Annotated in this window: 27 protein-coding genes and 2 pseudogenes; 1 reads left to right on the top strand and 28 read right to left on the bottom strand. The window is 39.2% G+C overall.

The genetic code is table 11. The annotated features are described in order from the left end of the window. Positions 1 to 26 precede the first annotated feature (26 nt). From R4Z09_RS04640 to R4Z09_RS04550, 19 genes and pseudogenes are all read right to left on the bottom strand, one after another. Positions 27 to 548 (bottom strand): acyl-CoA thioesterase, encoded by a 522-nt coding sequence (locus R4Z09_RS04640; RefSeq protein ID WP_338451196.1) that lies wholly within the window; start codon positions 546 to 548, stop codon positions 27 to 29. A 112-nt stretch (positions 549 to 660) separates the two neighbouring features. Then, entirely contained in the window at positions 661 to 1212 is a 552-nt protein-coding gene (locus tag R4Z09_RS04635) for an RNA polymerase sigma factor (protein WP_338451195.1), read from the bottom strand. 80 nt (positions 1213 to 1292) lie between these two features. Next, entirely contained in the window at positions 1293 to 2624 is a 1332-nt protein-coding gene (locus R4Z09_RS04630; protein WP_338451194.1) for an oligosaccharide flippase family protein, read from the bottom strand. Positions 2625 to 2836: 212 nt separating this feature from the next. Next, positions 2837 to 3403: pseudogene (locus R4Z09_RS04625) on the bottom strand (ATP-binding cassette domain-containing protein); the annotation flags it as partial. A gap of 57 nt (positions 3404 to 3460) precedes the next feature. Continuing rightward, positions 3461 to 3943 (bottom strand): hypothetical protein, encoded by a 483-nt coding sequence (locus R4Z09_RS04620; RefSeq protein WP_338451193.1) that lies wholly within the window; start codon positions 3941 to 3943, stop codon positions 3461 to 3463. A 152-nt stretch (positions 3944 to 4095) separates the two neighbouring features. Beyond that, positions 4096 to 4719: an NAD(P)-binding protein gene (locus R4Z09_RS04615; protein ID WP_338451192.1), complete on the bottom strand. Its 624-nt coding sequence runs from the start codon at positions 4717 to 4719 to the stop codon at positions 4096 to 4098. 15 nt (positions 4720 to 4734) lie between these two features. After that, positions 4735 to 6186 carry a uroporphyrinogen-III C-methyltransferase gene (gene cobA / locus R4Z09_RS04610; RefSeq protein WP_338451191.1) on the bottom strand — a complete coding sequence of 484 codons (1452 nt, stop codon included), beginning with the start codon at positions 6184 to 6186 and terminating at the stop codon, positions 4735 to 4737. A gap of 81 nt (positions 6187 to 6267) precedes the next feature. After that, positions 6268 to 6579 carry a nitrite reductase small subunit NirD gene (gene nirD, locus R4Z09_RS04605; protein WP_338451190.1) on the bottom strand — a complete coding sequence of 104 codons (312 nt, stop codon included), beginning with the start codon at positions 6577 to 6579 and terminating at the stop codon, positions 6268 to 6270. 51 nt (positions 6580 to 6630) lie between these two features. Then, a complete protein-coding gene (nirB, locus tag R4Z09_RS04600; protein ID WP_338451189.1) occupies positions 6631 to 9057 on the bottom strand; it encodes a nitrite reductase large subunit NirB in 2427 nt (808 codons plus the stop codon). Positions 9058 to 9276: 219 nt separating this feature from the next. Further along, positions 9277 to 9909 carry a response regulator transcription factor gene (locus R4Z09_RS04595; RefSeq protein ID WP_338451188.1) on the bottom strand — a complete coding sequence of 211 codons (633 nt, stop codon included), beginning with the start codon at positions 9907 to 9909 and terminating at the stop codon, positions 9277 to 9279. Next, complete coding sequence (locus R4Z09_RS04590) at positions 9902 to 10942, bottom strand: sensor histidine kinase (RefSeq protein WP_338451187.1); 1041 nt, start codon at positions 10940 to 10942, stop codon at positions 9902 to 9904. Before R4Z09_RS04590 ends, R4Z09_RS04595 begins: the two co-directional genes overlap by 8 nt. Further along, positions 10939 to 11679: a cell wall-active antibiotics response protein LiaF gene (gene liaF, locus R4Z09_RS04585; RefSeq protein ID WP_338451186.1), complete on the bottom strand. Its 741-nt coding sequence runs from the start codon at positions 11677 to 11679 to the stop codon at positions 10939 to 10941. Before liaF ends, R4Z09_RS04590 begins: the two co-directional genes overlap by 4 nt. A 223-nt stretch (positions 11680 to 11902) precedes the next feature. After that, a complete protein-coding gene (locus tag R4Z09_RS04580; RefSeq protein ID WP_338451185.1) occupies positions 11903 to 12565 on the bottom strand; it encodes a PspA/IM30 family protein in 663 nt (220 codons plus the stop codon). A gap of 29 nt (positions 12566 to 12594) precedes the next feature. Then, on the bottom strand, positions 12595 to 12939 hold the full coding sequence (locus R4Z09_RS04575) for a flagellar basal body rod protein (protein WP_338451184.1): 345 nt from the start codon (positions 12937 to 12939) through the stop codon (positions 12595 to 12597). Between the two features lie 152 nt (positions 12940 to 13091). Then, positions 13092 to 13759, bottom strand: a pseudogene (locus tag R4Z09_RS04570) (PLP-dependent transferase). A 108-nt stretch (positions 13760 to 13867) separates the two neighbouring features. Then, positions 13868 to 15064: a Ger(x)C family spore germination protein gene (locus R4Z09_RS04565; protein ID WP_338451183.1), complete on the bottom strand. Its 1197-nt coding sequence runs from the start codon at positions 15062 to 15064 to the stop codon at positions 13868 to 13870. Continuing rightward, positions 15061 to 16665: a spore germination protein gene (locus R4Z09_RS04560; RefSeq protein WP_422392246.1), complete on the bottom strand. Its 1605-nt coding sequence runs from the start codon at positions 16663 to 16665 to the stop codon at positions 15061 to 15063. Before R4Z09_RS04560 ends, R4Z09_RS04565 begins: the two co-directional genes overlap by 4 nt. 30 nt (positions 16666 to 16695) lie before the next feature. Continuing rightward, positions 16696 to 17814 (bottom strand): GerAB/ArcD/ProY family transporter, encoded by a 1119-nt coding sequence (locus R4Z09_RS04555; RefSeq protein ID WP_338451181.1) that lies wholly within the window; start codon positions 17812 to 17814, stop codon positions 16696 to 16698. A 42-nt stretch (positions 17815 to 17856) separates the two neighbouring features. Then, on the bottom strand, positions 17857 to 18108 hold the full coding sequence (locus R4Z09_RS04550) for a hypothetical protein (RefSeq protein WP_338451180.1): 252 nt from the start codon (positions 18106 to 18108) through the stop codon (positions 17857 to 17859). A 268-nt stretch (positions 18109 to 18376) separates the two neighbouring features. Between R4Z09_RS04550 and R4Z09_RS04545 the strand changes: the two genes are divergently transcribed. Then, on the top strand, positions 18377 to 19909 hold the full coding sequence (locus R4Z09_RS04545) for an FAD-dependent oxidoreductase (RefSeq protein WP_338451179.1): 1533 nt from the start codon (positions 18377 to 18379) through the stop codon (positions 19907 to 19909). 54 nt (positions 19910 to 19963) lie between these two features. Here R4Z09_RS04545 and R4Z09_RS04540 read toward each other — a convergent pair whose 3' ends face one another. From R4Z09_RS04540 to R4Z09_RS04500, 9 genes are all read right to left on the bottom strand, one after another. Then, positions 19964 to 20098: a hypothetical protein gene (locus tag R4Z09_RS04540; protein ID WP_263406651.1), complete on the bottom strand. Its 135-nt coding sequence runs from the start codon at positions 20096 to 20098 to the stop codon at positions 19964 to 19966. A 50-nt stretch (positions 20099 to 20148) separates the two neighbouring features. Next, positions 20149 to 21333 carry a DEAD/DEAH box helicase gene (locus R4Z09_RS04535; protein WP_338451178.1) on the bottom strand — a complete coding sequence of 395 codons (1185 nt, stop codon included), beginning with the start codon at positions 21331 to 21333 and terminating at the stop codon, positions 20149 to 20151. A 159-nt stretch (positions 21334 to 21492) separates the two neighbouring features. Next, entirely contained in the window at positions 21493 to 21759 is a 267-nt protein-coding gene (locus tag R4Z09_RS04530; RefSeq protein ID WP_338451177.1) for a phosphocarrier protein HPr, read from the bottom strand. 251 nt (positions 21760 to 22010) lie between these two features. Beyond that, complete coding sequence (locus R4Z09_RS04525) at positions 22011 to 22592, bottom strand: STM3941 family protein (protein ID WP_338451176.1); 582 nt, start codon at positions 22590 to 22592, stop codon at positions 22011 to 22013. A gap of 20 nt (positions 22593 to 22612) precedes the next feature. Further along, complete coding sequence (gene rpiA, locus R4Z09_RS04520) at positions 22613 to 23281, bottom strand: ribose-5-phosphate isomerase RpiA (RefSeq protein WP_338451175.1); 669 nt, start codon at positions 23279 to 23281, stop codon at positions 22613 to 22615. Positions 23282 to 23307: 26 nt separating this feature from the next. Next, entirely contained in the window at positions 23308 to 23955 is a 648-nt protein-coding gene (locus R4Z09_RS04515; protein WP_338451174.1) for a bifunctional 2-keto-4-hydroxyglutarate aldolase/2-keto-3-deoxy-6-phosphogluconate aldolase, read from the bottom strand. A gap of 42 nt (positions 23956 to 23997) precedes the next feature. Continuing rightward, the gene (locus R4Z09_RS04510; RefSeq protein WP_338451173.1) at positions 23998 to 24924 is read right to left on the bottom strand and encodes a phosphoglycerate dehydrogenase; all 927 of its coding nucleotides are present in this window, start codon (positions 24922 to 24924) and stop codon (positions 23998 to 24000) included. Positions 24925 to 24969: 45 nt separating this feature from the next. Further along, a complete protein-coding gene (locus R4Z09_RS04505) occupies positions 24970 to 25641 on the bottom strand; it encodes an HAD family phosphatase (RefSeq protein WP_338451172.1) in 672 nt (223 codons plus the stop codon). A gap of 34 nt (positions 25642 to 25675) precedes the next feature. After that, complete coding sequence (locus R4Z09_RS04500; RefSeq protein WP_338451171.1) at positions 25676 to 26668, bottom strand: D-isomer specific 2-hydroxyacid dehydrogenase family protein; 993 nt, start codon at positions 26666 to 26668, stop codon at positions 25676 to 25678. Between the last annotated feature and the right edge of the window lie 62 nt (positions 26669 to 26730).

The following is a 26730-nucleotide window of genomic DNA, read 5'->3' as shown; positions in this document are numbered from 1 at the left end:
TTTATTGGTCTTTTCCTATGTTCAGCTCAAGCCCTTGTCCAGGGAAAGGATGTTCCAAACAGCTTTGCTCGTGCTTCACTGTCTTTTCTTCGCTTCTTACGAATTTCCAGTCTTTCCTTCGCTGTTTCATGTAAGTGCTTTTCTTCTTCCGTTTGCGGGATTACTTGTGGAATTTCTGCTGGCTTTCCGTTTCCATCCAGAGCGACAAACGTTAAAAAGGAAACCGCACATACATGGCGCTCGCCGCTGACAATATTTTCAGAGACTACCTTTACAAAGACTTCCATTGATGTCCGACCTGTATAAGTAACAAATGCTTCTAAGCAGACAGAATTTCCTTCATTTATCGGATGAAGAAAATCAACGGAATCACTTGATGCGGTCACAGCAGGCATGCGCGCATGCCGCATGGCAGCAATGGCAGCGATATCATCAATGTAGGCCATCAGTTTACCGCCAAACATGGTTCCATGTATGTTTGTATCAGGAGGTGAAACAAGACTTGTTTTTACAGCTAACGATTCCCGGCAATATTTAGTGTTTTCCATATTAAACTCCTTTGTTGTTCGTATCTTCTTATCCAATCATACCAAACTTTTCTGGTTTACAAAATATACAGAAAAAAAAGCACCCCTATCAAAGAAAAATAGACAGGGATGCTTATATTAATTGGTCAACTTTACTGCGCAGCTGGTCTTTTGCCCGTTTCATTCTTGTCTTCACAGTCGATAAAGGCAGCTTTGTAAAATCACTTATTTCAGCCAATGACTGTCCGCCGAAATAAAACAAAAAAAGCGGCTCTCGATACCGTTCCGGCAATTCACGAACTGCCTTCACCAGCACTTCTTTCGTATATTTACGAAGCAGTCTTTCCTCTGGTACTGGGGGCTGATGAAATGAATATTTACAATATATATAGACCTTTTCCTCCCAAAACGTTTTAGCCGACATTTCTTTCCGCCAATAATCACGGCATTTATTCATGGCAATTTTACATAACCAGCTCTTTGCCTTTGCTTTGTCCTGCAAAGATGAAAAGCCTAGATAGGCGGAAAGCAAAACTTCTTGATAAAGATCCTCTGCTAACTCCCTCTGTCCAACTATTGAGTAAAGATATCTAAAAACTCTTAATCCGTAGTCGCGAACGATTTCTTCAAATTCAATCTCCCTAACATAATCGGAAACAGGTTGTGTAAGCATCGGATTAACCATTTCGCCTCCTAATTAGAATATCTATTCTCACTAATTAGACGAAAATACGCTTGTTCCTCCCTGCAGAAAAAATAAATTTTTCAGGAGGATTTTATTTGATTAAGCGGAAGCATAAAAACGGAAACACCAATTTTTTTACAGACGGCAACATAATGCATCATCATTAACAGGATGGCCTCAGCATTGATACCGATAATAACACCATCCATTTGGAAGCTCGCTTTTGAGCCCAGAAAATAGATAAGAACAAACGCTGTTATCGTAGCCCATACCGCATGTAGAAAAGCTTCCTTCATTAACCCAAGGCCGATTAAATAAGCCTGAAGCGGCATAATAAAAAAGCGAAAAAGAAAGCATGGCCATAACAACTGCAAATAGCGGGCAGCCCCTGGAGAGTGAAAAAAAGTAGTCGTTAGTGGTTCCGCGAGAAAATAGCATACAAGGACAGCCGGTATTCCGTAGGCAAAGGTCCATAGCATGACCTGCCTAAGCAGCCTTTGCAGATAGGCGGAATTTCTTTCTGCGTTAGCCTTTGATATCGTCGGAATCAGCATGATCATTAATGAGTGGGAAATAAAGGTAGGAAATGACCCTATGACCATCGCAATCCCAGCCACCATCCCAAACTGCTCTGTAGCTAAATCCTTGCCTACACCTGCATAAAAGAGTGCCCCTGTGATTAAGAAAGGCTCAAGCGCTGAAGTAAAAGCATGAAAAACGCGTAAGGCGGTTGTCGGAACAGATACTTCCATTAAATTTTTCATGACTACTTTACTATGTAACCGTTTGGACGGCTGCTTTTTCATGTAGTGGTATTGAATCATAAAAACATGGAACAAATAGAGAAAGACAACCAAATCACTGCCAACAAGAGTACAAAAGGCAATGAGCACTGCAGCACTGATTTCAAAATCGAATAAATGGAATAAATATACCAGCAGGAGCAACTGAACTAATTTCCGCAGAAAATTTGCAAGTGCAATCTTCCCCATTTCCGATTTCCCCATAAAATAACCCCTGGCAATCGAAGTAAAAGAAATAATCGGAATCAGGATTAAGACCAGCCATCTGAAAATGGGGTGATACTGGTCAAATGCAGGAATAAACGGGAGAACGATAGATACTACTACCATTAAGATGGCAGTCATGATGATTGTCCATTTAAGAACATGACTTAACATACTGTGATGGATTCTTTTATCCCGTTCCGCAATAAACTTTGAAATCGAGATAGGCATTTCAAAGCTGGCAAGAAGAACAATTAAAAACACGGTGGGCAGGATAGCCATATACATACCGAGTCCCTTTTCCCCAAGTTCCCTTGCTAACACCATATTAATAATAAATTCTACAATTTCTCCGATACAGGCTGCAGCAATAAGTAAAAGAGTTCCCTTAAAAAATGAATTCATATGACTCTCCTTTATTCTGACTCCAAATTATGGAATATTCTACACCTTTTTTATGGTGCAGACTGCTAAGTTCAAATTTGATATTCTTTACAGCATATGAGACAAGTTCTCAGGATATTAATCAGAACCCGTGGAGAAATTAAAATAATTTGAAAAAAAGACCCGCTTAGAGAAATATGTCCTCTTCACGGGTCTACACTTTATTTATTATATTATACACGCTGAAGCTTGAGCAGCTTCATGACCACCTCTTCTTTAGAGGTAAGCTCCGTCAGCTGCTCTATCACCGTACCAGCCCTCATAAATAGAATACGGTCAGCTGTCTCAGCTGCTACATCCATCATATGTGTGGAGAAAATAACGATTGTACCGCTGTTTTTAATTTTTTTCATTTGCTGCACAAAAACATTTACCCAGTAGGGATCAAGTCCGTTTGTCGGTTCATCCAAGAGTAATAACGCCGGCTTTGCCAGCCAGGCCTGCCTAAAGAGCAAGCACTGACGCATCCCTTTTGACAATCTTGTAATCCGATAGTTGTGCTGCTCTTCTAAACCGATTAGCGCAAGTACTCCCTCTACTCTTTTCCTAGCGATTTTTCGTAACGACGCATAAAACAAGAGACATTCTTTAACCGTCATCGAAGGATCGGCGTGAAAATCATCCGGCATATAGCCGATTAGTTCAACAAAAGACTTACGGTTCTGTTGCAGGCTGATACTATTTAAGAAAACTGACCCGCTGGAAGGTGAAAGTATCCCTGCAATAATAGATAAAAGGGTACTTTTCCCTGCTCTTTACCATGGCTGTTTTCTAGATAGATTCCATCGTATACATGATCAATAGAGGTTGTCCGAGGCTTTCCATAGGTCAATTCCATTTTTATTCCCTTGTCCATTAATTTCAACTTGAGAGATTGTCGTAGCCATTGCTTCATCTAATTTAATCCCAAATTGAACAGCTGTAATGCTGAGATTTTCTAAAGTATGCTCCTTCCCTTTTACAACAATAGCTGCTGCTCCCTCTGCTTCGCTGCAACTTTCTACCTGCAAATTTTTTATTGTAACCTTTTCACCATTAATCGTGATAACTGGGTCCTCCTCCGTGCAGCTTGAAATAATAGTACCAGCTGACCCTTCTATTGTCATTGGTTTTGTTAAAATTAATGATTCCTTATATACACCTGCATCAAGTACAAGCGTTCCACCACTTGGTATTGCATCAATTTGTTTCTGGAGGCTTCCAGCTGCCAGTGTATTCACAGGTATAGCCAAAGATACCAGCAAAAGCATTCCAGAAAACAAGAGGCTCCATCTCGTCACTAGCTCCATCTCCTTAAGAAATGTTAACCAGTATTAATGTATCAGTTACTTGTGTGAAAATTGTGAAATATATTTGCAAATTTAATTACTAAAAAACACAGTGCCTGACACCTTAAAAAGACTATTGTCGTTTTAGGGTGTCAGGCACCGTGTTATTGGTTGGTCCTACTTTCCAGCACTTCTTTGAAGTCCTTTTCCCTAGCTGTACTGGTTAAAAAGTCCTGTTCAGTAATGGCAGATAATAATGATTTCTTCATCTCTGGATCTTGAATTTCCTGAAGGATCCATTTACGGCAATTATACAAAAAATCCACATAATCCTTATATTCCGGGCCATATAGATTGGAGAGATTCTGCTTAATCTTTTTAGCAAGAATTGGGCTGGCACCGGAAGTAGAGATGGAGATATTCAGCTTCCCTTGTTTGTATACTGATGGAAGAATAAAGTTTGATTCCTCCGGGTGATCTGCAAGACTCAGCAACTGGTTAGGGTTAGCAGCTTTTTTTACGGCAAGACTGACTTTTGCATCATTTACAGCTGTAATAATTAAAAAAGCATCTGAAATATCATCAGCAGAAAAGATCTTCTTTTTCCAAGTGATAGTTCCCTGCAGATGGTAATGATGGAGTTTCTCGGTCAGCGCAGGACTGACAACGGTTATTTCTGCTTTTGCCTCGATTAGACCTTTAATCTTGCGCTCTGCTACTTTTCCTCCACCAATCACAACTGCTTTTTTATCCATTAAATTAAGATATATCGGATAATAATCCAACATGGTCACCTTCAATCATTAGCCCTGGATAGAACACTTTATAATCGTATCGATTAAAGCTTCCCTGGTAGGTGTTTCTGCTTTTGCATCCGGCACAACTCCATAAAATTGCGCTGCCATTTCCGACCGGTCCCCCATACAAATGACCTTAACTTCCTGCAGAAATTCAGGCGGGAATAGCTTCACAACGGATTCCTCTTCAAAATACATTTTGATGGATTGTGCACTCGGAAAGACAATACTATCTGGCTTTGCATCAGTAAGAATTCTTTTTAAAATTGGTAAATAGGTTTCATCCACTACTTTTTCGCTTGTAATTAACAGGTCACAGTTCCTGTATTTATGGGCAATCCGGCTGTCTCCTACAACCAGTAGGGTTTCATGTTGAAAAAGATGATCGGTTATGTCTGCCAGCAAGCCTCGTTCCTGCAATGCAGTGACCGTTTTGTTTGATAATCCATATAAATCTGCGGTTAAACTTCGAATATCGATTTTTTCCTTCATTAACAATTGAATAAACTCAACTACACTTTCAACAGAAGTGAACAAAATCTCTTCGTAGTGTGAAAGATTATTTAAAATATTATTATTTACAGGTACTTCTGCATTTTTCCATTTAGGAAATTCAATCACATCCGCCCCTTGCTCTGTCAAAGCCTGTGCCAAACCGCTTGATTGGTAGCCTGTTCTGGCCAATAATACCTGCCGTCCAAATAACGGTTTTTTCTCAAACCAGTTAATTTTTTCACGTAATGAAATGATGTCCCCAACAAGCGTAATCGCAGGGTTACTAAACTGCTGCTCTGCTGCTAATGCTGCGATTGTAGATAGTGTTCCTTCTAATGTCTTTTGCCTCGAAAAGGTACCCCATTGAATAAGAATAACAGGTGTTTCCGGTGCTTTGCCATTTTCTATCATGCATTGGCAAATATAAGGCAGGTTTTTTACCCCCATATAAAAGGCAATCGTATCTATTCCGCTCGCAAGTGCTTTCCAATCAAGAACAGGCTTTCCATCTTTAGACTGATCGTGAGCTGTCACAACCGCAAAGGTTTCCCCAAATTGTCTATGCGTTACCGGAATACCGGCATAAAGCGGAGCCGCCATTCCTGAGGAAATTCCCGGTACCATTTCAAACTCAATTCCTTCACTGGCTAACACTTCAGCTTCCTCGCCTACGCGTCCAAAAACACCGGGATCCCCTCCTTTTAAGCGGACAACCCTTTTCCCTTGCAATGCTTTATCAACTAATAGGCTGTTAATCCCTTCCTGCCTCAATGTATGACGATCAGGCAGTTTACCGCAATAAATCAGTTCACAGCCAAATGGTGCAAAATCCAGTAACTTTGGATTTGCCAGGCGGTCATATAGAATGACTTCTGCCTGCTTGATTGCTTCCAGCCCCTTTACGGTAATTAACCCAATATCTCCCGGTCCTGCGCCAACTAAAAACACTTTTCCTTTGTTCACATACGGTCATCCTTCCAAAATACAATGATACAAAGGAGGGTGTCATTTATGACACCCTCTGCTTTTTTTACTCTTTTTACATTACACAATTATATAGACTTTGTCATCAGATACTTCTACAGGATAAACTTTTACCTGTCCTGTGTCAGGTTCCTGCACTTTACCATCTATAAGCGAGATTTTCCAGTCATATACTGGACAAAATACATATTCTCCACTGACAAGTCCATCTACAAGTGTCCCGCCTTTAGGATGTGGACTGCGGTTCTCAACGGCATGTACATCACCATTTGTTAACTGAAAAAGAACAATTTCCTTTCCTTCAATTGCAAATACCTTGCCTGTTCTTTCCGGAAGAATGGAAAAGTTTGCTATTTCAACTTTAGTTGTCATCGTCTTTTGTCCACCTTATCTCTTATATTTTGTCAATTTCTCATTTTCTTATTATCTTACCGGAACTTCAATTTCCTCTTTTGTATAATACTTGTCTCTAATTTCCTTACTTTGAATCGCTTCCTGCCATGGTTCAATATATCGCTCAAGTGTCTTATCCATACGCTCATTTAATGCTTTTCGTGTTTCTTCATCCGCCAATACTTCTTTGATATGCTCAAGTCCAACACGCTCAAGCCATTTAGATGTACGCTCCAGGTACTCTGATGTTTCACGATAGTATTGCAGATAAGCACCTGTAAGCTCCATTACTTCCGCTTCTGTTTCAACCTTGCCTAATAAATCACCGGCACGAAGGTCCGTACCACCATTACCGCCGACATAAATTTCCCAGCCTCCGTCTACACCGACAAAGCCGATATCCTTAATTCCTGCCTCGGCACAGTTACGTGGACATCCGGATACACCCATTTTTACCTTATGCGGTGTGTCAAGGCGTTCGAATTTCTTCTCAAGCTCAATACCAAGTCCCATTGAATCCTGTGTACCGTAGCGGCAGAATTTGGCTCCAACGCAAGTTTTTACAGTTCGAAGTGTTTTACCATATGCATACCCTGATGGCATTCCAAGGTCTTCCCACATGCTTGGAAGATCTTCTTTCTTCACGCCGAATAAACCAATTCGCTGACCGCCTGTTAGTTTAACGAGCGGCACATCATACTTTTCTGCTACTTCAGCGATCGTTTTCAAATCCTTTGCGTTTGTTACACCGCCATACATTCTTGGAACGACAGTATACGTACCATCCTTTTGAATATTGGCATGCATTTTTTCATTTACAAGACGTGAGTCACGATCATCCTGATGATTCTCCACATTAATCATTCCAAGGTAATAATTAATCGCTGGACGGCATTTTGAGCAGCCTTCTTCATTTCTCCACCCTAAAACGTTCATCACTTCTTTTACACTTGTTAGGCCTTTTTCTTTAATTTGAGCTACAACCTCGTCCCTGCTTAAGTGTGTGCAACCGCAGATGCCTGCTTTTTTTGCAGATTTATCATATTCATCGCCAAGCGTAAGTGCTAAAATATCGGAAATAAGTGATTTACAGCGTCCACAGGAACGACCTGCATTAGTACAGCCGCCTACTTCTTCTACGGTTGTTAGACCGTTTTCCTTAATTGCATTGACAATCGTTCCCTTTGAGACTCCGTTACAGCCGCAGACAAGGTCATCATCAGCCATAGCAGCAACATCATTGGAAGCATGCCCGTCACAGCCTGAGGAAAGAATGGAGACACTTGTCAAGCCGCTGATATCTTCTTTTTTATTCAGCATGCGGAATAATCGAGTGCTGTCTTTTGTATCACCGTAAAGAACGACACCTGCGATATGATTATCACGAATTAATACCTTTTTGTAGACACCATCAAATTCATTGTGAACTTTAATGGCCTTCGTTGAGTCATCGTCCATAATTTCACCGGCAGAAAATAAATCTACACCAGATACTTTTAATTGCGTGCCGACAATTGAGCCTTGATATGGTTCTGGCATTTTTCCAGCAAGAAAACCAGCCAATACCTTTCCTTGTTCATATAACGGCGCAACTAAACCATAGACAATTTCACGATGCTCGGCACATTCACCGACTGCATACACATTTGCAATACTTGTTTCCATAAAATCATTAACAACAATCCCACGGTTAACCTGAAGTCCGCTTTCTTTTGCAAGTCCAACGTTTGGTTTAATTCCTACTGCCATTACAACAAGGTCAGCTGATACTGTTGTACCGTCCTTAAAGCTAAGTCCTGTTACTCTTTCATCGCCAAGAATTTCAGCTGTAGCTTTTTCCATTAGAAAGTTCATGCCTTGTACCCCAAGCTCTTTTTCAAGCATTTTTGAGGCAGCAGGATCAAGCTGTCTTTCCATTAAATATGGCATTAGATGGACAACATCCACTTCCATGCCTAGATTTAACAAACCGCGTGCTGCCTCAAGACCCAATAATCCACCGCCGATGACAACCGCTTTCTTGTGTGTTTTAGCAGCTTCAATCATCGTTTCGCAATCCTTGATATCGCGGAATCCGGTAACCCCCTGTTTATCAGAGCCAGGAATCGGCAAAATAAATGAGCTTGAGCCGGTAGCAATGATTAATTCATCATAATCTGTTACCCGTCCCTGATTAGACACTACTTGTTTATTTACTGTATCTATTTTTACAATCTCTTCACCGGTGTAAAGCGTAATTCCGTTATCACTATACCAGTTCCAATCATTCATAATAATATCTTTAATGGTTGTACCACCCTGAAGAACAGTGGATAATTGAATCCGGTTATAATTTGGATGAGGCTCTTTCCCGAAAACTGTTATATCATACATATTTGGAGCTAGTTTTAAAAGCTCCTCTAATGTTCTAATTCCTGCCATACCGTTACCAATCATCACTAGCTTCTTGTTATTCATTGTTACAACCCCCCATGTTATTTGTTCAATTAATCACAATCTCGTCTTTATGTTTATATATTACTGGTTTTCCCCCTAAAAAATTTGTGAGGTTCGTCACACTTCATCACATTTGTTCACATGTTCACAAATATGACAAATCGTATTCAAAAATAAGACATAATCTATAGAAATTATCGATGGATTTTCAGTAAAAAAGGACTGCCTATCGGCAGCCCTTTATTTGACAAGTGAATGTTTAAACGCATAAATGACAGCTTGAGTTCGGTCTTGTACCTGTAGCTTACTGAGTATATTACTTACATGAGTTTTGACCGTTTTTAAAGCGATAAATAGCTCATCTGCGATTTCTTGATTGCTTTTACCTTCGGCCATGTGGAGAAGAATTTCCATTTCCCTGCTTGTTAAATCCTCATGTAGTTCATAGTGGTTTTTCTGGCGCATTTTCATCATCATTTTCCCGGTCACTTCTGGTTCTAAAATCGATTGACCACTGTATGTAGAACGTACGGCATCGGCAATCTCACTGGCCTTTGACGTCTTCAGCATATAGCTTGTGGCACCTGCTTCAAGGGCAGGATACACCTTTTCATCATCGATAAAGCTTGTGACAATAATGATTTTCGCTTCCGGCCATTTGGCAATAATTTGCCTTGTCGCTTCAATTCCATCCATTTCCTTCATAACTAAGTCCATTAAAATAATATCCGGTTTAAGAGAAAGGGCTAACTCAATCGCTATTTTTCCATTATCAGCTTCCCCAACTACTTCCATATCCGGCTGGGCAGCCAAATAAGAGGAAACTCCAATTCTCACCATTTCATGATCATCAACAAATAATACTCTAATCATTATCCTCACCTTCAATTACAGGAATTTTGACTTCAAGCCGGGTTCCTTTATTTTTTAACGAGACAATTTTTAAATTGCCTCCGATTTCAACGGCCCGGTCATGCATATTGTGCAGACCGTAGGAACCGGCCTTGTTTTCATCTATATCAAACCCAATGCCATCATCTGACACTCTTAAAATAATAAAACCATCTCTTCTAATCAGCAGTACCTCGAGGTGGCTAGCTTTTGCATGGCGAAGCGTGTTCGAAACAGATTCCTGCAAAATACGAAATAAGTGATCCTCAACGCCTTTTTCAACAGAAAAATCTTCTATTTTCCATTTTATGTTCATACTCACCTTCTGAGTTAATTCGATGAGTAATTCCTCTATTCCTTCCTGCAGTGATTTTCCTTTTAATGCCACAGGCCGTAAATGAAGAAGCAATGCCCGCATTTCAAGCTGTGATTGATGAATCATTTCTTCTACTATTTTCAGCTGCTTTGTTTCGCGGTCGTCTGCTCTTGTCTTTCCTTCATTGATGGCGGACATCAGCATCGAAGCGCCAAACAGCTGCTGACTGACTGAATCGTGCAATTCACGGGCAAGGCGGTTACGTTCCTGAGATATGATTTCCTGAATCCGGCTTTCCTGTTCTTCAGCAGCCTCGGTTGCTAACCTCTGTGAAACCTTTGCCTGCTCGGCGATTTGTCTTTGAATTTTCCCCATCCGTTTTGTGATGGATTCCAATTCAGTTGATGATGGAGCACGATCCTTTTCAAGTGGTCTTCCTTCCTCAATCTGATGGAGCTGTTCGTCAATCGCCTGGAGCTGTTTTCGCCAATAAAGACCTGAAAAAGCACCAAACGTGATACCAATCACAATACTGACACTTGGAACAAATAATATAAAGGGGATATCCAAGACATCTCGTTCCCATAAATCACTCCAGTTTAAAAGCGGAAAAACAGTAAACGTTTCACCTGTCACAAAGATGAAGATGAACAGAGACAGACACGTACCGATGAGAACATGACGTAAAATAATGCTCATACGCGTTTCACCTCAATATCACCAATCAACATTGAAGTGAAAATCTTCACCTTCTGATCTGTTTGTTCATAATTTGACGTCTCGACATTTATTAATCGATTGACTAAAGATGTTTCGTAAAAATCTAAAATTCTTGCCGAGCCAAAAAAGACAGAATGATGAATACTCACCTCTACATCATATGGGATGAGGACCGTTACTTTTCCCATAATGTTACGGATAAAAATGATAGACTCACCTTTTGGCAATACCGTATTACTTAAATCGATCAGACTATCTCCAACACCACATTGTATATTCACATCATTCCATTCATACACATGATCTGGTGTTCGTTGATGACCAAATAAGCGGTTTTGAAAAAGAGGCTGTTCTTTCATGATCGTCTCACCGCGAAGACCGTCGTTATCATGGTGTTCGTTCATAATCGGGATAATGGTATGCTGCTTCTGCTTTCTGTTTGCATATTGAAAAATTAAGAAGCAAAGCAGCGCCATCAAGAAGAACTTAACCGCAATCATGCTAATTACATTGACAAACAATAGAAAAAGTCCTGCCCAAAACAAAAGTTTTCCAGTTTTTTTCGGCATTCGCTTTCTCCCTAAGTACACCATTCCTATCGCAACAATAAGGGAGAATATTAAGCCGCGGTTAAAGAAAAATACATCTAATAAAACAAAAAAGGCACCAATTAAAACAATCCAGCTAAGATAGTCACTTTTTAATTTTTTCAGCAACTGTATTCCTCCCTTCTTGTTATGATAGGAATATCGAAAAGGGGAAGCCGCCCGCTTTTCGGCGACTGCATAAGACGAGCCGGCATGGAGGTTGTTCTTTAACCTCCTTGACGGATTATCTTATGACTCGAGCCGATGGCTTCTTGAGCTAGACATCTATCTTTTGTCCTGATGTTTCTAAAAAGGCGCAGATACCTACGCCTTTTTAGAATAACAGTTTCTCTTATGAAATTGAACTTGTTTCTTCTTTATCCTGCTTCAATGTTTGATTTTGTTTTTCAAGCTGGGCAATTCTTTCATCGATTGTGTTTTGATAGTAAGAACGATTTACATTTTGCTCTAAACGGTCTAGATATGTTTCAATCTCCTGAAAACGAGAGTAAGAGCTATTGGTGTATGCTTGGTTATCAAGAACCTGATTCATTTTATGCTGGGCACGTGTGACATTTTCTCTGCCCATTAATTCCAAGCGGCGGATGTTCATATCCTTAAGCTTGTGCTTCATGAGTTCATATTTTTGCTCCAGGTCTGAAAGCTGTACGTTTGCTTGAGTCATCAGATCGTTAATACGCGAGGCACGCTCCTCGAAATGCTGCTGTTCATTGGCAGCATACTGATAAAGCTCTATTTCACCTGCTTGGGAAGCAACCTCTGCTTGAGATCTGCGTTTTGACGCCATCTCAGCAGCATGCTGGTATTCATGGTTAAATTCATCCTTCAAACGATACTGTCTTTCCAAAAGCTTGCGGACTTTTTCCGTTTCCAGTTCACATTGACGTAAATAATGATTCAAAAGAGCAATTGGATTTTTTTGTTCCTTATGATCAATCGCCTCATGTAAATCTGCCATTATCGTATTTTTTAAACGGGTAAATAAATTTGCCATTTTTATCTCTCCTTTTGTTATAAGTGTTTTTAGTATTTATTTAGTTGTGACCATTGCTTTTCGAAATTGACAAACGGGTCATCACTTTTTTCGATGATGTTCTTTGGTTTATTCCAATTTTTATAAACAACATATAGTACGTATACAGCTGCAATTCCTAGAATTGCTGGGACATTTGAGGCTGATGCCATTAAAGCAACGAAACCAAGGATACCCCAACCGATTTTCATTAAGATGGAATCAGTCTTTAAGAATTGTTTGACGACAAAGTAGAGAATCGCAAGACTAATCACCAACCCTACCATCGGTCCAAGATTGTGCAGTAAAACAATTGCAGCGATACCTCCAGCTAAAAGCAACCCAAATTTTTTCATTTTTTGTTGCCTCCTTTCTTGATTACATCTTACCTTTTTCACGAATTTCCTATAACGAACCTAAAATGTATTTTCAAATAGGTCTTGAGCCGTAGACGAGTTCAGACTCTTTGTGAACATAAAAAAACTAAGGATTTCTCCTTAGTTTTGGATTAAGCATTTTCCAATGCTTGTGAAAATACTTCAATTATATCTTCTGCCGCTTCAATCCCTACAGAAATACGAACGAGACCCATTGTTATTCCCAGCCCTTTCTGCGCCTCCCTCGGCAATGCCCGGTGTGAGGTGGTTAAAGGATGTGTAACAATGGTCTGAACCCCTGCTAGTGTTGGCGCGATTTTTACCCATGAAAGCTTGCGGAAAAACTTATTGATATCAACTGTTTCCTGAAGTTCTATTGTAACGATGGCACCGAAGCCATTTTCCCCATGCTCAAAATGATAATAAACATGCTTTACCAACGAGTGATCACGCAGCAGCAGCAACAATATGGTCGCCGCTTTTTACAACAGCTAAAAGGCCTGCTAAAATAGCGGAAAGACCGGAAGATGAAGCAACCCCGACCGGTGCCACTTCCAACGGCTTCACCAAGCTCGTCTGTATTTGGATTGCTTACACGTGAGTATAGATAATTCCCATTTCCCTGGTAATAACCTTCCAGTTCATCTAAATCGATGAAGGTAAATGCAGAAGTTTAATAGATAGGTGTAATTTTGCTTTTGATGTTTCGATTTTGCTTCTTTGTCTGGTGTAAAATTTTCGTTTCAAATTCACTATTTTCGACTGCCTTCCCATAATAAAATAAACTCTTTCGTATCATATCCTTTAATTCTATCACTATTTTTAAGAAGGTTCTTTCTTTATCAAAAATATCAAAAAGAGAGTTCCTTATTGATACCCTCTACCATTTGAATGTCTTAACATAAAATTATTTTTCTCTTAATAAAGGTCCTTTTGAAGATAAGCCTGCCCTTCTTATTTTTACATCTGTTTCTACATCTATTTGTGCCTGTTGAAAGGCTTCATCCCAATTTTTTTGAAACTCTTTATATTTTTTCGGATTTTGCCTTTCTAAGTCTTCACCAAAACCGAAAATATCCACTCCATAGTCCTTTTGAACTATATTAATCAAATGGCTTATGCGTTCTTTCAAATAGTCTTCGGCTCTCTTTTCAAATTCTAAATAAGTACTTGATTCATTTAACGGGTATGGACCGCAAAAGTTTCCATTCAAATAGCCTTCTGCTCTTATCGAAAGTTGAATATGCGGCTTTCCATTTTGAATATCCGCTTTTATTTTTGTCCGCGAATGAATCAATCTTAGCGCCAAATAGTTATCATTTCCACATGGTACACTAACAATAGTCGTTTTGATCTTATTTTGTGTCCATAAGTAATCTCTCGTTTCTTCGACCGGAAGGGTGCCGACTAATTTCTCATTTCGAAACATGGCCAGTGAATGGATTTCAACGACTGAATCTAGCTCAGATTTTTTCAGATTATCCATACTTGCGCCTTTTTTAGGATCCCCGCTGATATGAACAGCAGCCATGATTGGCTGGCGTCCCGATGATGTAAAAGCATTAATAAAGTCAGTTAAGCGGATATCAGGGTCAGATCCCCAAAGCTGTGCTCCAGTTTTCAACTGTCTTGTAAGTTTTAATGAGGAGGATTTCTGAATGGTATATAGAACCTTTAATACATCTGCAGCTTTGCCTTCATCCACCATAATAAAATTAAAGTCATCCCTTATTTCCCTATTTCGTTCAAGAAAATCGATAAATTCCAGCATTCCTTTTTCTGCAATTGCTTTACTGATGATAACCGTCTTCATATGGGAATAAATCAAGGCTTTCGAAAAGCCAATATTCATTTTATGCGCGATCTCCGCCATTGTATTTCCTTCTAAGGTGAAAACAACAGAAGGTGCATTCCCGCTCGCTGTTTGTTCATTGAGTTCGGCCGGATTAATTGCCTCTATGGTTATTTTATATAGGCTATTTTCTCCTACATCAACCGCCATTCCTATTGCCATTGATACCAGTGAAAGCTCTCTTTGATCCCAGCAGCCAGCTAAAAACAGCAAATGAAACAATAATACAAAACATAAACCTTTCTTTTTCATCCATCATTCCTCCTTTGCATATCAGGAGGGGTATTGGAGCCTGTCTTCTGTTGCTTAATAGGTTCAGCTGTCCGTAAATAACTCGGCCTTCTTCTCATTCCCCAATATGGAAAGCGAATAAATACATCCCTTTGGTCCTTTATGCTAAGAGGTGCAATCGGTGCCAAATATGGCACACCAAATGATCTTAAAGAAGCTAAATGGGCAACCATCACGACTAAGCCAAGCAAAACCCCATAAAGCCCTAAAAAACCGGCTATTGGAATTAAGATTAGCCTTAAGATTCTTGTCGCTGCCGATAGACTATAGACAGGAGCTACGAAATTAGCAGTTGCCGTAATGGCCACAATGATGACCATAAGGTTGGAAATAAGCCCTGCTTCTGCGGCTGCCTGCCCAATCACAAGCGCTCCGACAATAGAAACCGTCTGCCCGACAGCTCTCGGCATTCTAATTCCTGCCTCCCTTAATATTTCAAAGGTAAATTCCATAATTAACACTTCAACAACCGCCGGAAACGGTACCCCCTCACGCTGAGCCATTATTTTAATCAACAGCTGGGTGGGCACTAATTCTGCATGGTAGGTTAATATTCCGACATATGCAGAAGGAACGATCAGGACGATCATAAAGGAAATATATCTGATCAATCGAAGAAAACTCGATATCGAATAATGATGATAATAATCCTCTGAGGAAATAAAAAAGTCGGTAAAAACTGCCGGTACAAGTAAGGCAAACGGGGTACCGTCGACAATAATACAAATTTTCCCTTCCAGTATTTGCCCAGCTACTGTATCCGGGCGCTCCGTATTAAAGGCTAATGGAAATACCGTTAATGTTTTATCGACAATTAGTTCCTCAATATTTCCTGATTCAAAAATCGCCGAAACATTTATGTTGGTAAGTCTTTTTCGTACTTCCTCTACAATTTTTTCATTGGCAATTTTATTCATATAGCCAATATAAACCTGGGTTTTTGTTTCGTTACCAATATGAAATTCCTCAAAACGAAGATTCGCATTTCTAATTCTTCTTCGTATAAGGGTTAGATTAATGGATGAAGCTTCGACAAAACTATCTTTAGGCCCTCTAATAACGGTCTGTGAAGTTGGCTCAGTCACTTGCCGCAGGTTTGAATTGGGCATTCCAATACAAATAAATAGAGGAAAGCTTTTGAAAGCAATGGTGAAACTGCCATTTAACATTTCTTTAATCACTTCGTCTGCTGTTTGAACAAGTTTATAACCTGCGCCGCCAAACATTTGCTCACAATAATTTCTAATCCCCTCTTCAGTCTTTAAATCAAAGTGAGAATTTGGCTGATACGTATGTTTGTTCAATAAGGTTTGTTGTAATTGGCTCTTGTCAATCGCACTGTCTAGATAAAATAACATTCCCTCGTTTTCAGCTATTTTCACATTCTCCATAATTAAGTCAGCTGTTTGTCCAAAAGAGCTGAGAATATACTCTTTTAGTTCATGGACAGGATTACATTCATCTTCTACCAGCAATGATTTTTTATCTTGGCTGGTAGCGTGATTCTTTGCCTCTTTTAGCTTCCGTCTAACCCGGACAAATGGTTTTTCTGAAGTCAACATCTCACCCCGTTTCGATAGTCTGATTTTTAATTAGCCTGTAGTTGAATTTTCATTTGTCTTTTGCCGCTTTTTTCTTTTCAAAAGACAGACCCCTAACAGCATGGCGGGAATGCCAAACTGCATGGGCGGATGAAGATAACGTGTAACAAATACTAAGCCCTCCTCCACATGTTCAGCGAAATTGGCTGACACCCAAATTGAATAACAGGATACAAGCATCCCAATTGGAAAAGTAAAATATCGGTATGGGATACGAAAGATATATTCAATTCCTTTTAAACTCGCATAAAAGAAAATGGAACTTTTGACCAAAATACCTAACAACATAATAAAGACGACAAGTGCATCTGTACGTTCAATAAAATTGGCAATGGAGATTTTCCTTGCCGCTGACAGCAATGGAAAAGCCGAAAACTCCATTGTATCTGCGCCTAAGGCCATCAGCATAATAATCGTTGCGAAGGCAAGGGAAAAGCCGGCAAAAATGACTCCTAGTAGGACCACTTTTTTAGCCTTTTTGAAAAGGGTTACACTTGACAGGATCACAGTAAAAACAATCAATTCACCGAAAGGAAAGGTAATCAATCCAGGAAATATTCCCTTAATAACCGGCATGAATCCATCCCCAAGAATTGGCTGTGCGTTTTCAAAATTAATTCTGCCACTGGCAAATAAAAGGATGATAAGTAAAAATATAAATCCTATCAAATACGGGAAAAAAATTTCAGATACCCTTGCCAGCACTTCAATCCCTAGATATAAAATATAGATAATGACGAGCATAACGGTTAGAGAAATCAATTCAATCGGAGTAAGGGGGAGAATCGCGGTTGAGATCAATTCTGAAAAATCACGGTTCAATCGCGAAGAAATATATAGAAAATAAATGATATAGAAAACGGAGATAAAAATAGCAATTGGCCTTGTAAAACCATACTCCATGATTTCAAATAGATTACGATTCGGAAGCAGCCTGTTCAAAGTGTAAAAGCCATACATGATGCCCGTCCCCAGTACAGTAGCGATTGCGATGGCAATCCAAGAATTTTGCCTTAATTCTGTACCAGCTCCCATGATAATGGCACTGCCTAGTAAAAAAATGTATATCAATGCTAATAATTGAGCTAGTGATAAATTTTCCTTTTCCATGTAGAAACACATCCTCTATATAGAAGGAACACCAGTAATTAATCATTTCATTCTTTTTTGAGAAAGTCGTTCCTTGTGGTTTCCCTTTTTTCTTCTGATTCGAATATCCACGACAACTGCCCATATAAAACCGACTATACAGGTTGAGTAGAGAATCACTCTGTCTTGGATAAGCTGAAAATAAAACATATTCCTTAAAACTTCCATAAATGATTGGTCTAATAAAATGATATCAATCAAAACAATCACACTGCCTAACAAAAAAAATACAGCCAAAAATGCAAAAGTAACCATTTTCTCTCCTCATTTAAAGACTTAATCCCAATATAAACCAAACCTCCATCACCCCTTATCATGTCAAACCCGTGAAATTTTATCCAAAAAAACCACATTTATCAGCACATTAACGCACTGCCGCATTGGGGGACAGGCCCCCAATGCGGTAATGCGATGAAGATGCCCCTCTTCACGGCGGTAATGTAAATTTGAGTGTGGTAGTGTGCATACAACTGCTGTTGGTTGGAAAAATTAACTATATATGTAATAACAGGAGGAATTTCCAATGACAGCTTCATCCCATTCAATGCCGCAGTTTCCAGAGCCATATTGGCGGGAAGTTTCCCTGCCGACTGCTGAAAAACTAACTAAGGATATCTCAGTTGATGTAGCCATTGTTGGCGGAGGTATTACAGGTATTACTGCAGGATACCTGTTAAAGAAAGAGGGCTTAAACGTTGCGATACTCGAAGCAGGGAACATTTTAAACGGCACGACAGGTCATACGACTGCCAAAATAACTGCCCAGCATGGGCTGATTTACGATGAATTGATTGCACATTTCGGTGAAGAAATGGCAAAACTTTACTATCAGTCAGCAGATGATGCCTTGAACTTTGTTAAGAAAACCATTCAGGAGAAAAACATCGATTGTGATTTTAGTGAAGAGGATGCCTTTATCTATGCCATAACGGATGAATATGCCAATAAAGTACAAAAAGAGGCAGAAGCCTATAAAAAATTGGGCATCACCGGTAATCTTCATACCTCAATACCGTTTGACATTCAAATAAAAAACGCTCTTTCCATGAAAGGTCAGGCCCAGTTTCATCCGTTGAAATACTTAAAACAGCTTGCAATTGATTTTACGGAAAAAGGCGGTCTCCTTTTTGAACAAACAACTGCAACAGATATTGAAGAAGAAAATGATATTCCAAAAGTTATCACAAGAGACGGTAACCGGGTATCCTGTAAATATGTGATCATCGCCACGCACTTTCCATTTTTTGATAAAGAGGGTCTTTATTTTACGAGAATGTATCCTGAACGCTCCTATGTGATTGGCATTAAAGCGAAAAAGCCATACCCGGGCGGAATGTATGTAAGTGTTGATAAAAATCCAGTTCGCTCTATACGGTATACACCTGTTAACGGTGAGCCGCTTATTTTGGTAGGCGGTGATAATCATCAAACAGGCCAGGGTCCGGATACTTTATCACATTATCTAGCTTTAGAGGAATTTGCTAATAAGACATTTGGAATTGAAGAGTATTCATATCGCTGGAGTACCCAGGATTTAATTACACTTGATAAAATTCCTTATATTGGGTCAATAACCGTTCAAAAGCCGAATATTCTCATTGCAACTGGTTATCGCAAATGGGGAATGACGAACGGCACGACGGCCGCCATGCTTTTGGCGGACACGATTCTCGAAAAGGAAAATCCTTATCGGGATCTCTTCTCACCAACCCGTCCTAAGAAGTCAGATCCTACAATAAAAAAGTTTATCAGCATTAATACAGATGTAGCAGGACATCTGTTAAAAGGAAAGCTTCAGTATTTGCCAACAGATCCAAATGATTTAAAAAATGATGAAGGTGCTCCCGTTATGTTTAATGGTGAGCGGGCTGGTGCCTATCGAGATCATGAGGGTAAATTGCATATTGTTGACACCACCTGCACGCATCTCGGTTGTGAATGTGAATGGAACCATGGGGACAGGACATGGGATTGCCCATGCCATGGCTCCCGCTATTCTTATGATGGAGAGGTCATTGAAGGACCAACGAATAAACCGCTGCGACGGATTGAATAACAATTAACAATAAAAAAACAAGGTATCCCCCAAGGATGCCTTGTTTTTTTATTGTTAATCTAATGTCGGTCTTGCTCCACGCTCTTTCGTTCCAGTTTGAAATTCAACTAATTCTTCACTTGTACGATTCGCTTCTTTTTTATTTTTATTACGCTGTGCATTTGCATTTCCGCGTTTCGTTCTTCCCATTACCTACCACTCCTTTTAGAATCAGCTTACAGTGGTAGTATGACTTGTTTTTATGACTTTATGCGGGGATGAGCATCCTTACGTTTTATCGGAGTGGATTTACCTTCAACGATACCTTCACCATGGAATCTTTTGAGTTCAGCACGGACACCTATTTCCTTTGCAAACTTTTTCAAGTCACGCTCTTCCCTTTCTGTCACAAGAGAAATAACCGTCCCGGCTGCACCAAATCTTCCTGTTCTCCCTGAGCGGTGAACATATTGATTAAGATCCTTTGGGAAATCGTAATGAACGACATGTGTAATGCCTTCAATATCGAGTCCCCTTGCTGCCACATCTGTCGAGATTAGCATCGATGTTTTTCCGTCGCGAAAATTCCGTAATGCCTTTTGACGTTCCATTTTATTTAAATCGCTATGAAGAATACTGACGTTTATTTTCTTAAATTGCAGCTTTTCAGCGATAACGGTTAAATTCCCAATATCTTTGACAAACACAAGCGCTTTTAGCGCTTTTAAACGGGAAATTTTCTCGAGCAATTTAATTTTATCCCGTTGTTCACTGAAAAAATAAATATGATTTACTTTTTCAGCATTAATGGTTTCATCCTTTTTCACAGAAATGATTTCTGCATGATTTGTAAGTTCTTTTGCGATACTGACAATCGAATCCGGCAAGGTTGCTGAAAAAAGAACCACTTGTCGATCACTTAAGGTTGATTTCACAATCTGTTGGACAGTATCGGTATGCTCAGGTACCAACAGCTGGTCACCTTCATCAAGGACAACCATTTTCACTTCATGCATTTTTAGCTTTTTTTGTTTAATTAGCTCATGCACCCGGCCTGGAGTACCAACAGCAATGTGAGGATGTTTTTTTAATTTTTCCAGCTGCCGCTTTACATTTGCTCCACCGATAAAAGATGCACATCTAATTCCACTGCCTTCTGCCCACTTTTGGATTTCATCTAAGATTTGCATGACAAGTTCTTGGGATGATGCAAGAATGACTGCCTGCACCGCTTTGTTCTCCGCATCAATCATATTCAATACCGGCAGCAAATACGCTAATGTCTTTCCCGTACCGGTCGGTGACTGGGCAATCACATCCTTTTTCTCCAGGATGTGCGGAATGGCATAGGACTGAATCGAGGTTGGCTGTGAAAAACCGGCTTTTTTCCACACCTGTTGGATTGAATCTTTTAGCCTGCTTATTAGTTGTTGATTTTCAGACATTCTATTCTCCTTTTTAAGAAACTGTTTGCTTCATTATACTATTACTACTTTCAAGTTAAAAGCACACGATAATAGTCCTATATATAAATGATTCTTATCCTATAAATAAAAAAGCAGTATAATAGGCCGACCTATTATACTGCTTTATCTTTGACCTTATTAGCCAATTAATTTATTTTCTTTCATTGTTTCAGTTAGTGCATTAATCACATCTTCTTCATCAGCACCTGTAGCAGTTACAGTTACCTCTGCCCCTTTTGCAACGCCTAGTGACATAACACCCATGATTGATTTTAGGTTAACACTTTTTCCGTTATATGCCAGACTAACATCTGAACTAAATTTATTCGCTGTATTTACTAGGATAGTTGCAGGACGTGCATGGATTCCTGCTTCATCAATAATGGTAAAAGTTTTTTCTGCCATGGTTAAAAACCCCTTTTCTTATTATAGGTTAAAATCATTTCACCATATGAACCATATTTTTAATGCAGTATGATGCTATTGCATATTTATCCTCGAAGTATGAAGGATAATGGTCATACCTATTTTCTCCCCTGTACCGTATGGCTATTCCATACATTCTTAGGAAAAGAACTTCTGGTAAAAATGGCTGCCGCAGTACATATTACCATAACAAAAAGATAATTTCTTCTTTTTTAATCATTTCTAAAAAATTATTTCTTCTTTTTGTTTTTCTTCGCCAATTTTATAAGAGGGTCTTCGTATTCATTAAAAATAATGGCTGGATTATTTTTTTGTCCATATTCTTTAAACTTATGAAAAATTTCCTTTAACTTCTTGTTACGAAAGGAAAATCCGTCAATTGACAGGGCGTAACCCGTTCGCTGGCGATTTCGATCAGCAATCTTTTTAGCATTTTTACTGCTGCTATTTTGAAATGAATAAGGCTTAGAAACGACTATACCAATTTGTAAACTTGACTGACCTGGATAGGTTTCTATTTTTTCAACCACTTTCCAAGGAATGAGACCAAGATCAACACTAGAGGTATAGTCCCTTATTCCTTTGTCGGAAATCTCCAGTAGCGGTTGGTCCTTTAACATTGTCTTATAGCTTTGATATACCTGCCACAATAGAAAAGCCATCAAAATAACTAAGAGAATATTCCACATGAAATTTAAATCACTAGTAAAAAGTATATATGCTTCTAAAAAGACAAATGCTAAATAGACTGCAATTGATATAATACTTCGAACTTTATCTGGATAAACCACATACTGATTTGTTTCATTCACAATTAGGGCACCTACCTATATTACTTTTCAAATACCTTTATTTGATCATTGTTTCCTACAAGTACCCTATCTACACACTGAAGGAATAATCCATGCTCAACAACCCCGGTTAGACTTTTTAACCAATCTGCCAGTTTTTTCGGATGATCAATTTTCTCTAAATGTAAATCAATAATCCAATGTCCGCTATCGGTAACAAACAAACCATCTTTATTTTTACGCAACACCGGTTTGTATTGTTTTTCAAAAAACATTCTAAACAGTTTGTGACAGCCATATGGGATTACTTCTACAGGGAGACGAAACTTACCAAGCTGATGAACAATCTTTTCTTCATCAACAATCCAGATAACTTCTTTCGAATGAAGAGTCATTATTTTTTCATATAATAATGACCCGCCTCCGCCTTTTATCGCAAAAAGGGTATTTCTTTCGATTTCATTTGCGCCGTCTATTGTTAAATCGATCTGCTCAACCATATTAATATCGATTAGCGGTATTCCCACTTCTTTAGCAAGTTTACATGTCTTTTCTGAAGAAGAAACAGCCTTGATTTGCAAGCCTTCTTTGATCCGCTCTCCTAAGGCACGAACCAAATGGTTTACCGTTGTACCGGACCCAAGCCCTACGATCATATTATCTTCTACATATTTAGCAGCTTCATCACCAAGTAGTTTTTTTGTATCCATTGACCTTCCTCAAATCATTAGAATCCTTATTTATTTCCTTTTGCTTTCCGAACGATTGCAACAAATTCAGCAGCTGTCTTCGTCACAGATTCATAATCTCCTGTTTTGGCACCTGCTGTTAAACTACTGCCTGTACCGATTGCAAAAGCACCATTTTTAATCCATTGAGCAGCATTCTCTAATGAAACACCGCCGCTTGGCATAAAGTTTCCATGTGGAAGCGGTCCTTTGAAATCTTTAATGATGCTTGGACCAAATGCTCCTCCAGGGAAGACCTTGATCACATCTACACCAAGCTCCATCGCTTTCACAACCTCCGTTGCTGTCATCACACCAGGCATAACGGGTACTCTATAACGATTACATAATTGTATCATTTCTGGTGAAAAATTAGGACTGACCACATAGGCTGCTCCTGCTAAAATAGCAAGACGGGCGGTTTCTGGATCTAAAACTGTCCCTGCACCGATTACCACGTCTTCACCTTTGTAGCGTTCAGATAGTTCTTTAATAATGTCTAATGCTCCTGGAACCGTCATGGTTAACTCAAGAAATTTAATACCGCCTTGGCGAATGGCATCACTCACCTTTAAACCTTGTTCCTTATTTTCTGCACGAATAACAGCAACGATTGCTTCGTCTCGTAATTTTGCTATAATGTCTATTTTATCCATTATCATTCACCTCTGACAAAATTTTTTATGTATATTGCATCATTATGATAATAAATTTTTTAAAATATTCTCCGCAGCCATCCTGCTCATATTGTTAACAGCTTCAAAGGTTGAGGCACCAGAATGAGCACCAATGATGATATTATCTAATTCAAGCAGTCCCATATTTTCAGGCGGCTCTTTTTTGAAAACGTCCAGACCTGCACCCCAGATTTTTTTATTTTTTAATGCATCAAAAAGTGCATCTTCGTCCACCAGTTCGCCGCGGGCTGTATTGACAAGCACTGCCGTATCCTTCATCATGCCAAATTCTCTAGGACCAATCATATCGTGAGTTTCTTCAGTAGCAGGAAGATGAAGACTGATAAAGTCGCTTTTTTGAATCAATTCATCTAACTCAACATACTTAACGCCATATTCCTTGGCAAACGCTTCATCTTTATAAAGATCATAAGCAAGAATATCCATTTCAAATCCTTTTGCCCGTTTGATCACACCTTTACCGATTGCACCGGTTCCAACCACTCCAAGTGTTTTACGAAACATTTCCATGCTCGTCTTTTTGCCCCAGTCAAGCTGGCGGCACGCACGGTCAACTTCCACCACTCTTCTGGCAACTGACAGCATTAACGTAAACGCAAAATCTGCAACAGAGTCTGAATTGGCATTCCTTGTAATTGATACCTCTATACTATGTTCTTTACAATAGTTCAAATCGATATTATCTGTTCCTACCCCATATTTAGAGATAGCCTTTAAATTTTTCGCATGTGAAAGAATGTCCGCGTTCAATGGGTCCACACCAACAATAATTCCATCAACATCTACAATTTCTTTTTTCATTTCTTCTTCCGTTAAAATTCGTCCGTACGGATTAATAACAACTTCAATTCCTTTTGCTTCCAACAGTTCCTTTGCTTCATCACTGTGTTTTCCAAAAGACCTTGGAGTAACTAATACTTTCACCATGTAACCACTCCTATTTGGTTCGGTTTAATAAAAATAATTCCTGAATTAATGAGATAACGAGCGCAAATACTTTTCTACTTCTTCTAAGTCAGTCATGACGTCCGTTACCAATCCTCTTAGCTCCACTGTTTCCCGTACCGTATCCGGAATAAAGAAAGATGGAATCCCAGCACTCTTAGCAGCCCTTAATCCAGCCGGAGAATCCTCAAGCACAAGCGCATTGGCCGGTAACACATCCGCTTTCTCGCACGCTTTTAAAAATACTTCCGGATTTGGCTTGCCATTCACAACTTCGTCCCCTGATACACGAAAATCGATATAATCACTTGTATTGGTGACGGTTAAATATTTATTGATCACTGCCATTTCACTTGAAGAAGCAACAGCGGTATTCACCTGTTTTGATTTAAGAAAGGCTAAAAGAGATTCAAGACCTTTCTTTTTAAAACTCGGAAGATACATATGTTCTTCTAATAAAACAGACTTAGAATGGCGCATATAGCTGCGCCATTCATGAACCGGTGCCTCTTTCCCGTATATTTCTGACATCCGATTTAAAATATCTTCATTTGTCATCCCGACAAATTGCTCGATGATCGTACGATCCATTTGAAAGCCATAATGTTCAGCAGACAAAAGCCATGCCTCAGAGGCTAGTTTTTCTGTATCAAACATTAAACCATCCATATCAAAAATAACTAATGATGGAAAACGCAACGGTTATCCCCTCCCCCTTTAAAGCAATAAAAACCTATTTATTAAATAGTTCTGCATTTACTACATTATCAGGCTGCTCATTATTCACCATTTTCTCTACATCAGAAACAACTTTTTCTCCCATACCTCTTAGACACTCATAGGTGTAAGCAGAAGTATGCGGTGTAACGATAACATTATTATATTTAAAGAATGGGTGTGTTTGATCAATCGGTTCACCTTCAACAACATCGACGGCAAGACCAGCAATTGTCCCATTATCTAATGCTCGAAGGATGGCATCCTGGTCCATCAATTCACCGCGGGCAGCGTTCGTAATATACACGCCTTTTTTCATTAAGCCAAATTCTCTGTCAGAAATCATATGGAAGCTTTGAGGATCAATAAACGCATTTAAAGAAATAAAATCAGATTCCTTCAGCAATTCGTCCAACTCTACAGCTTCTGCACCCTTACTTTCAAGATCCTCTTTTGATTGATGCGGATCATATGCCAAAAGTCTCATATTAAAACCATGTTTTAATATTTCACCAACTCGGCTTCCGATATTTCCTAAGCCAATAACCCCGGCGGTTTTACCAGTTAATTGATGCCCCATAAACTGAGCACGTTCAGCCCATCTGCCTTCTTTTGCCGCTTGGTAGGCAGAACTTGTTTGTCTGACAACAGCCATCAGGTTAGCAATAGCATTTTCTGCTACAGCATCTCTTTCTACCTGTGCTGATACAATGGTAACAACCGTGCCTTTTTCTGTTGCAGCTTCCATATCAATATTGTTGTAGCCAATTCCATGTCTTGAAATAAGAATCGTTTTATCCTTATGTTCAAAAAATTCTCTTGTAAAGAATGGTGTTACACTTGAGATAATAATGTCATAGCCCATTAATTTATCAGCTAATTCTTTTCCTGGTGTGTCAATAGCAAATGTAAAACGTTTTATTTCTCCGATTTTTTCTAATCTTTCCATTTGATCAGGAAATTTTCTTCCAAAGCTGCTTGAATTTACAATCGCAATTTTATGTGTCATTAGAATCAACCTTTCTGTAAAAGATCATGTATTTTGTGCTGATAAAAAGCGAAATGGTGTTA

It is taken from the genome of Niallia oryzisoli, assembly GCF_036670025.1.
In the GTDB taxonomy this organism is placed as follows: Bacteria; Bacillota; Bacilli; order Bacillales; family Cytobacillaceae; genus Bacillus_BD; species Bacillus_BD oryzisoli.
Note: the sequence above shows the minus strand (reverse complement) of the source record. Positions and strands in the feature narration are given on the sequence as shown.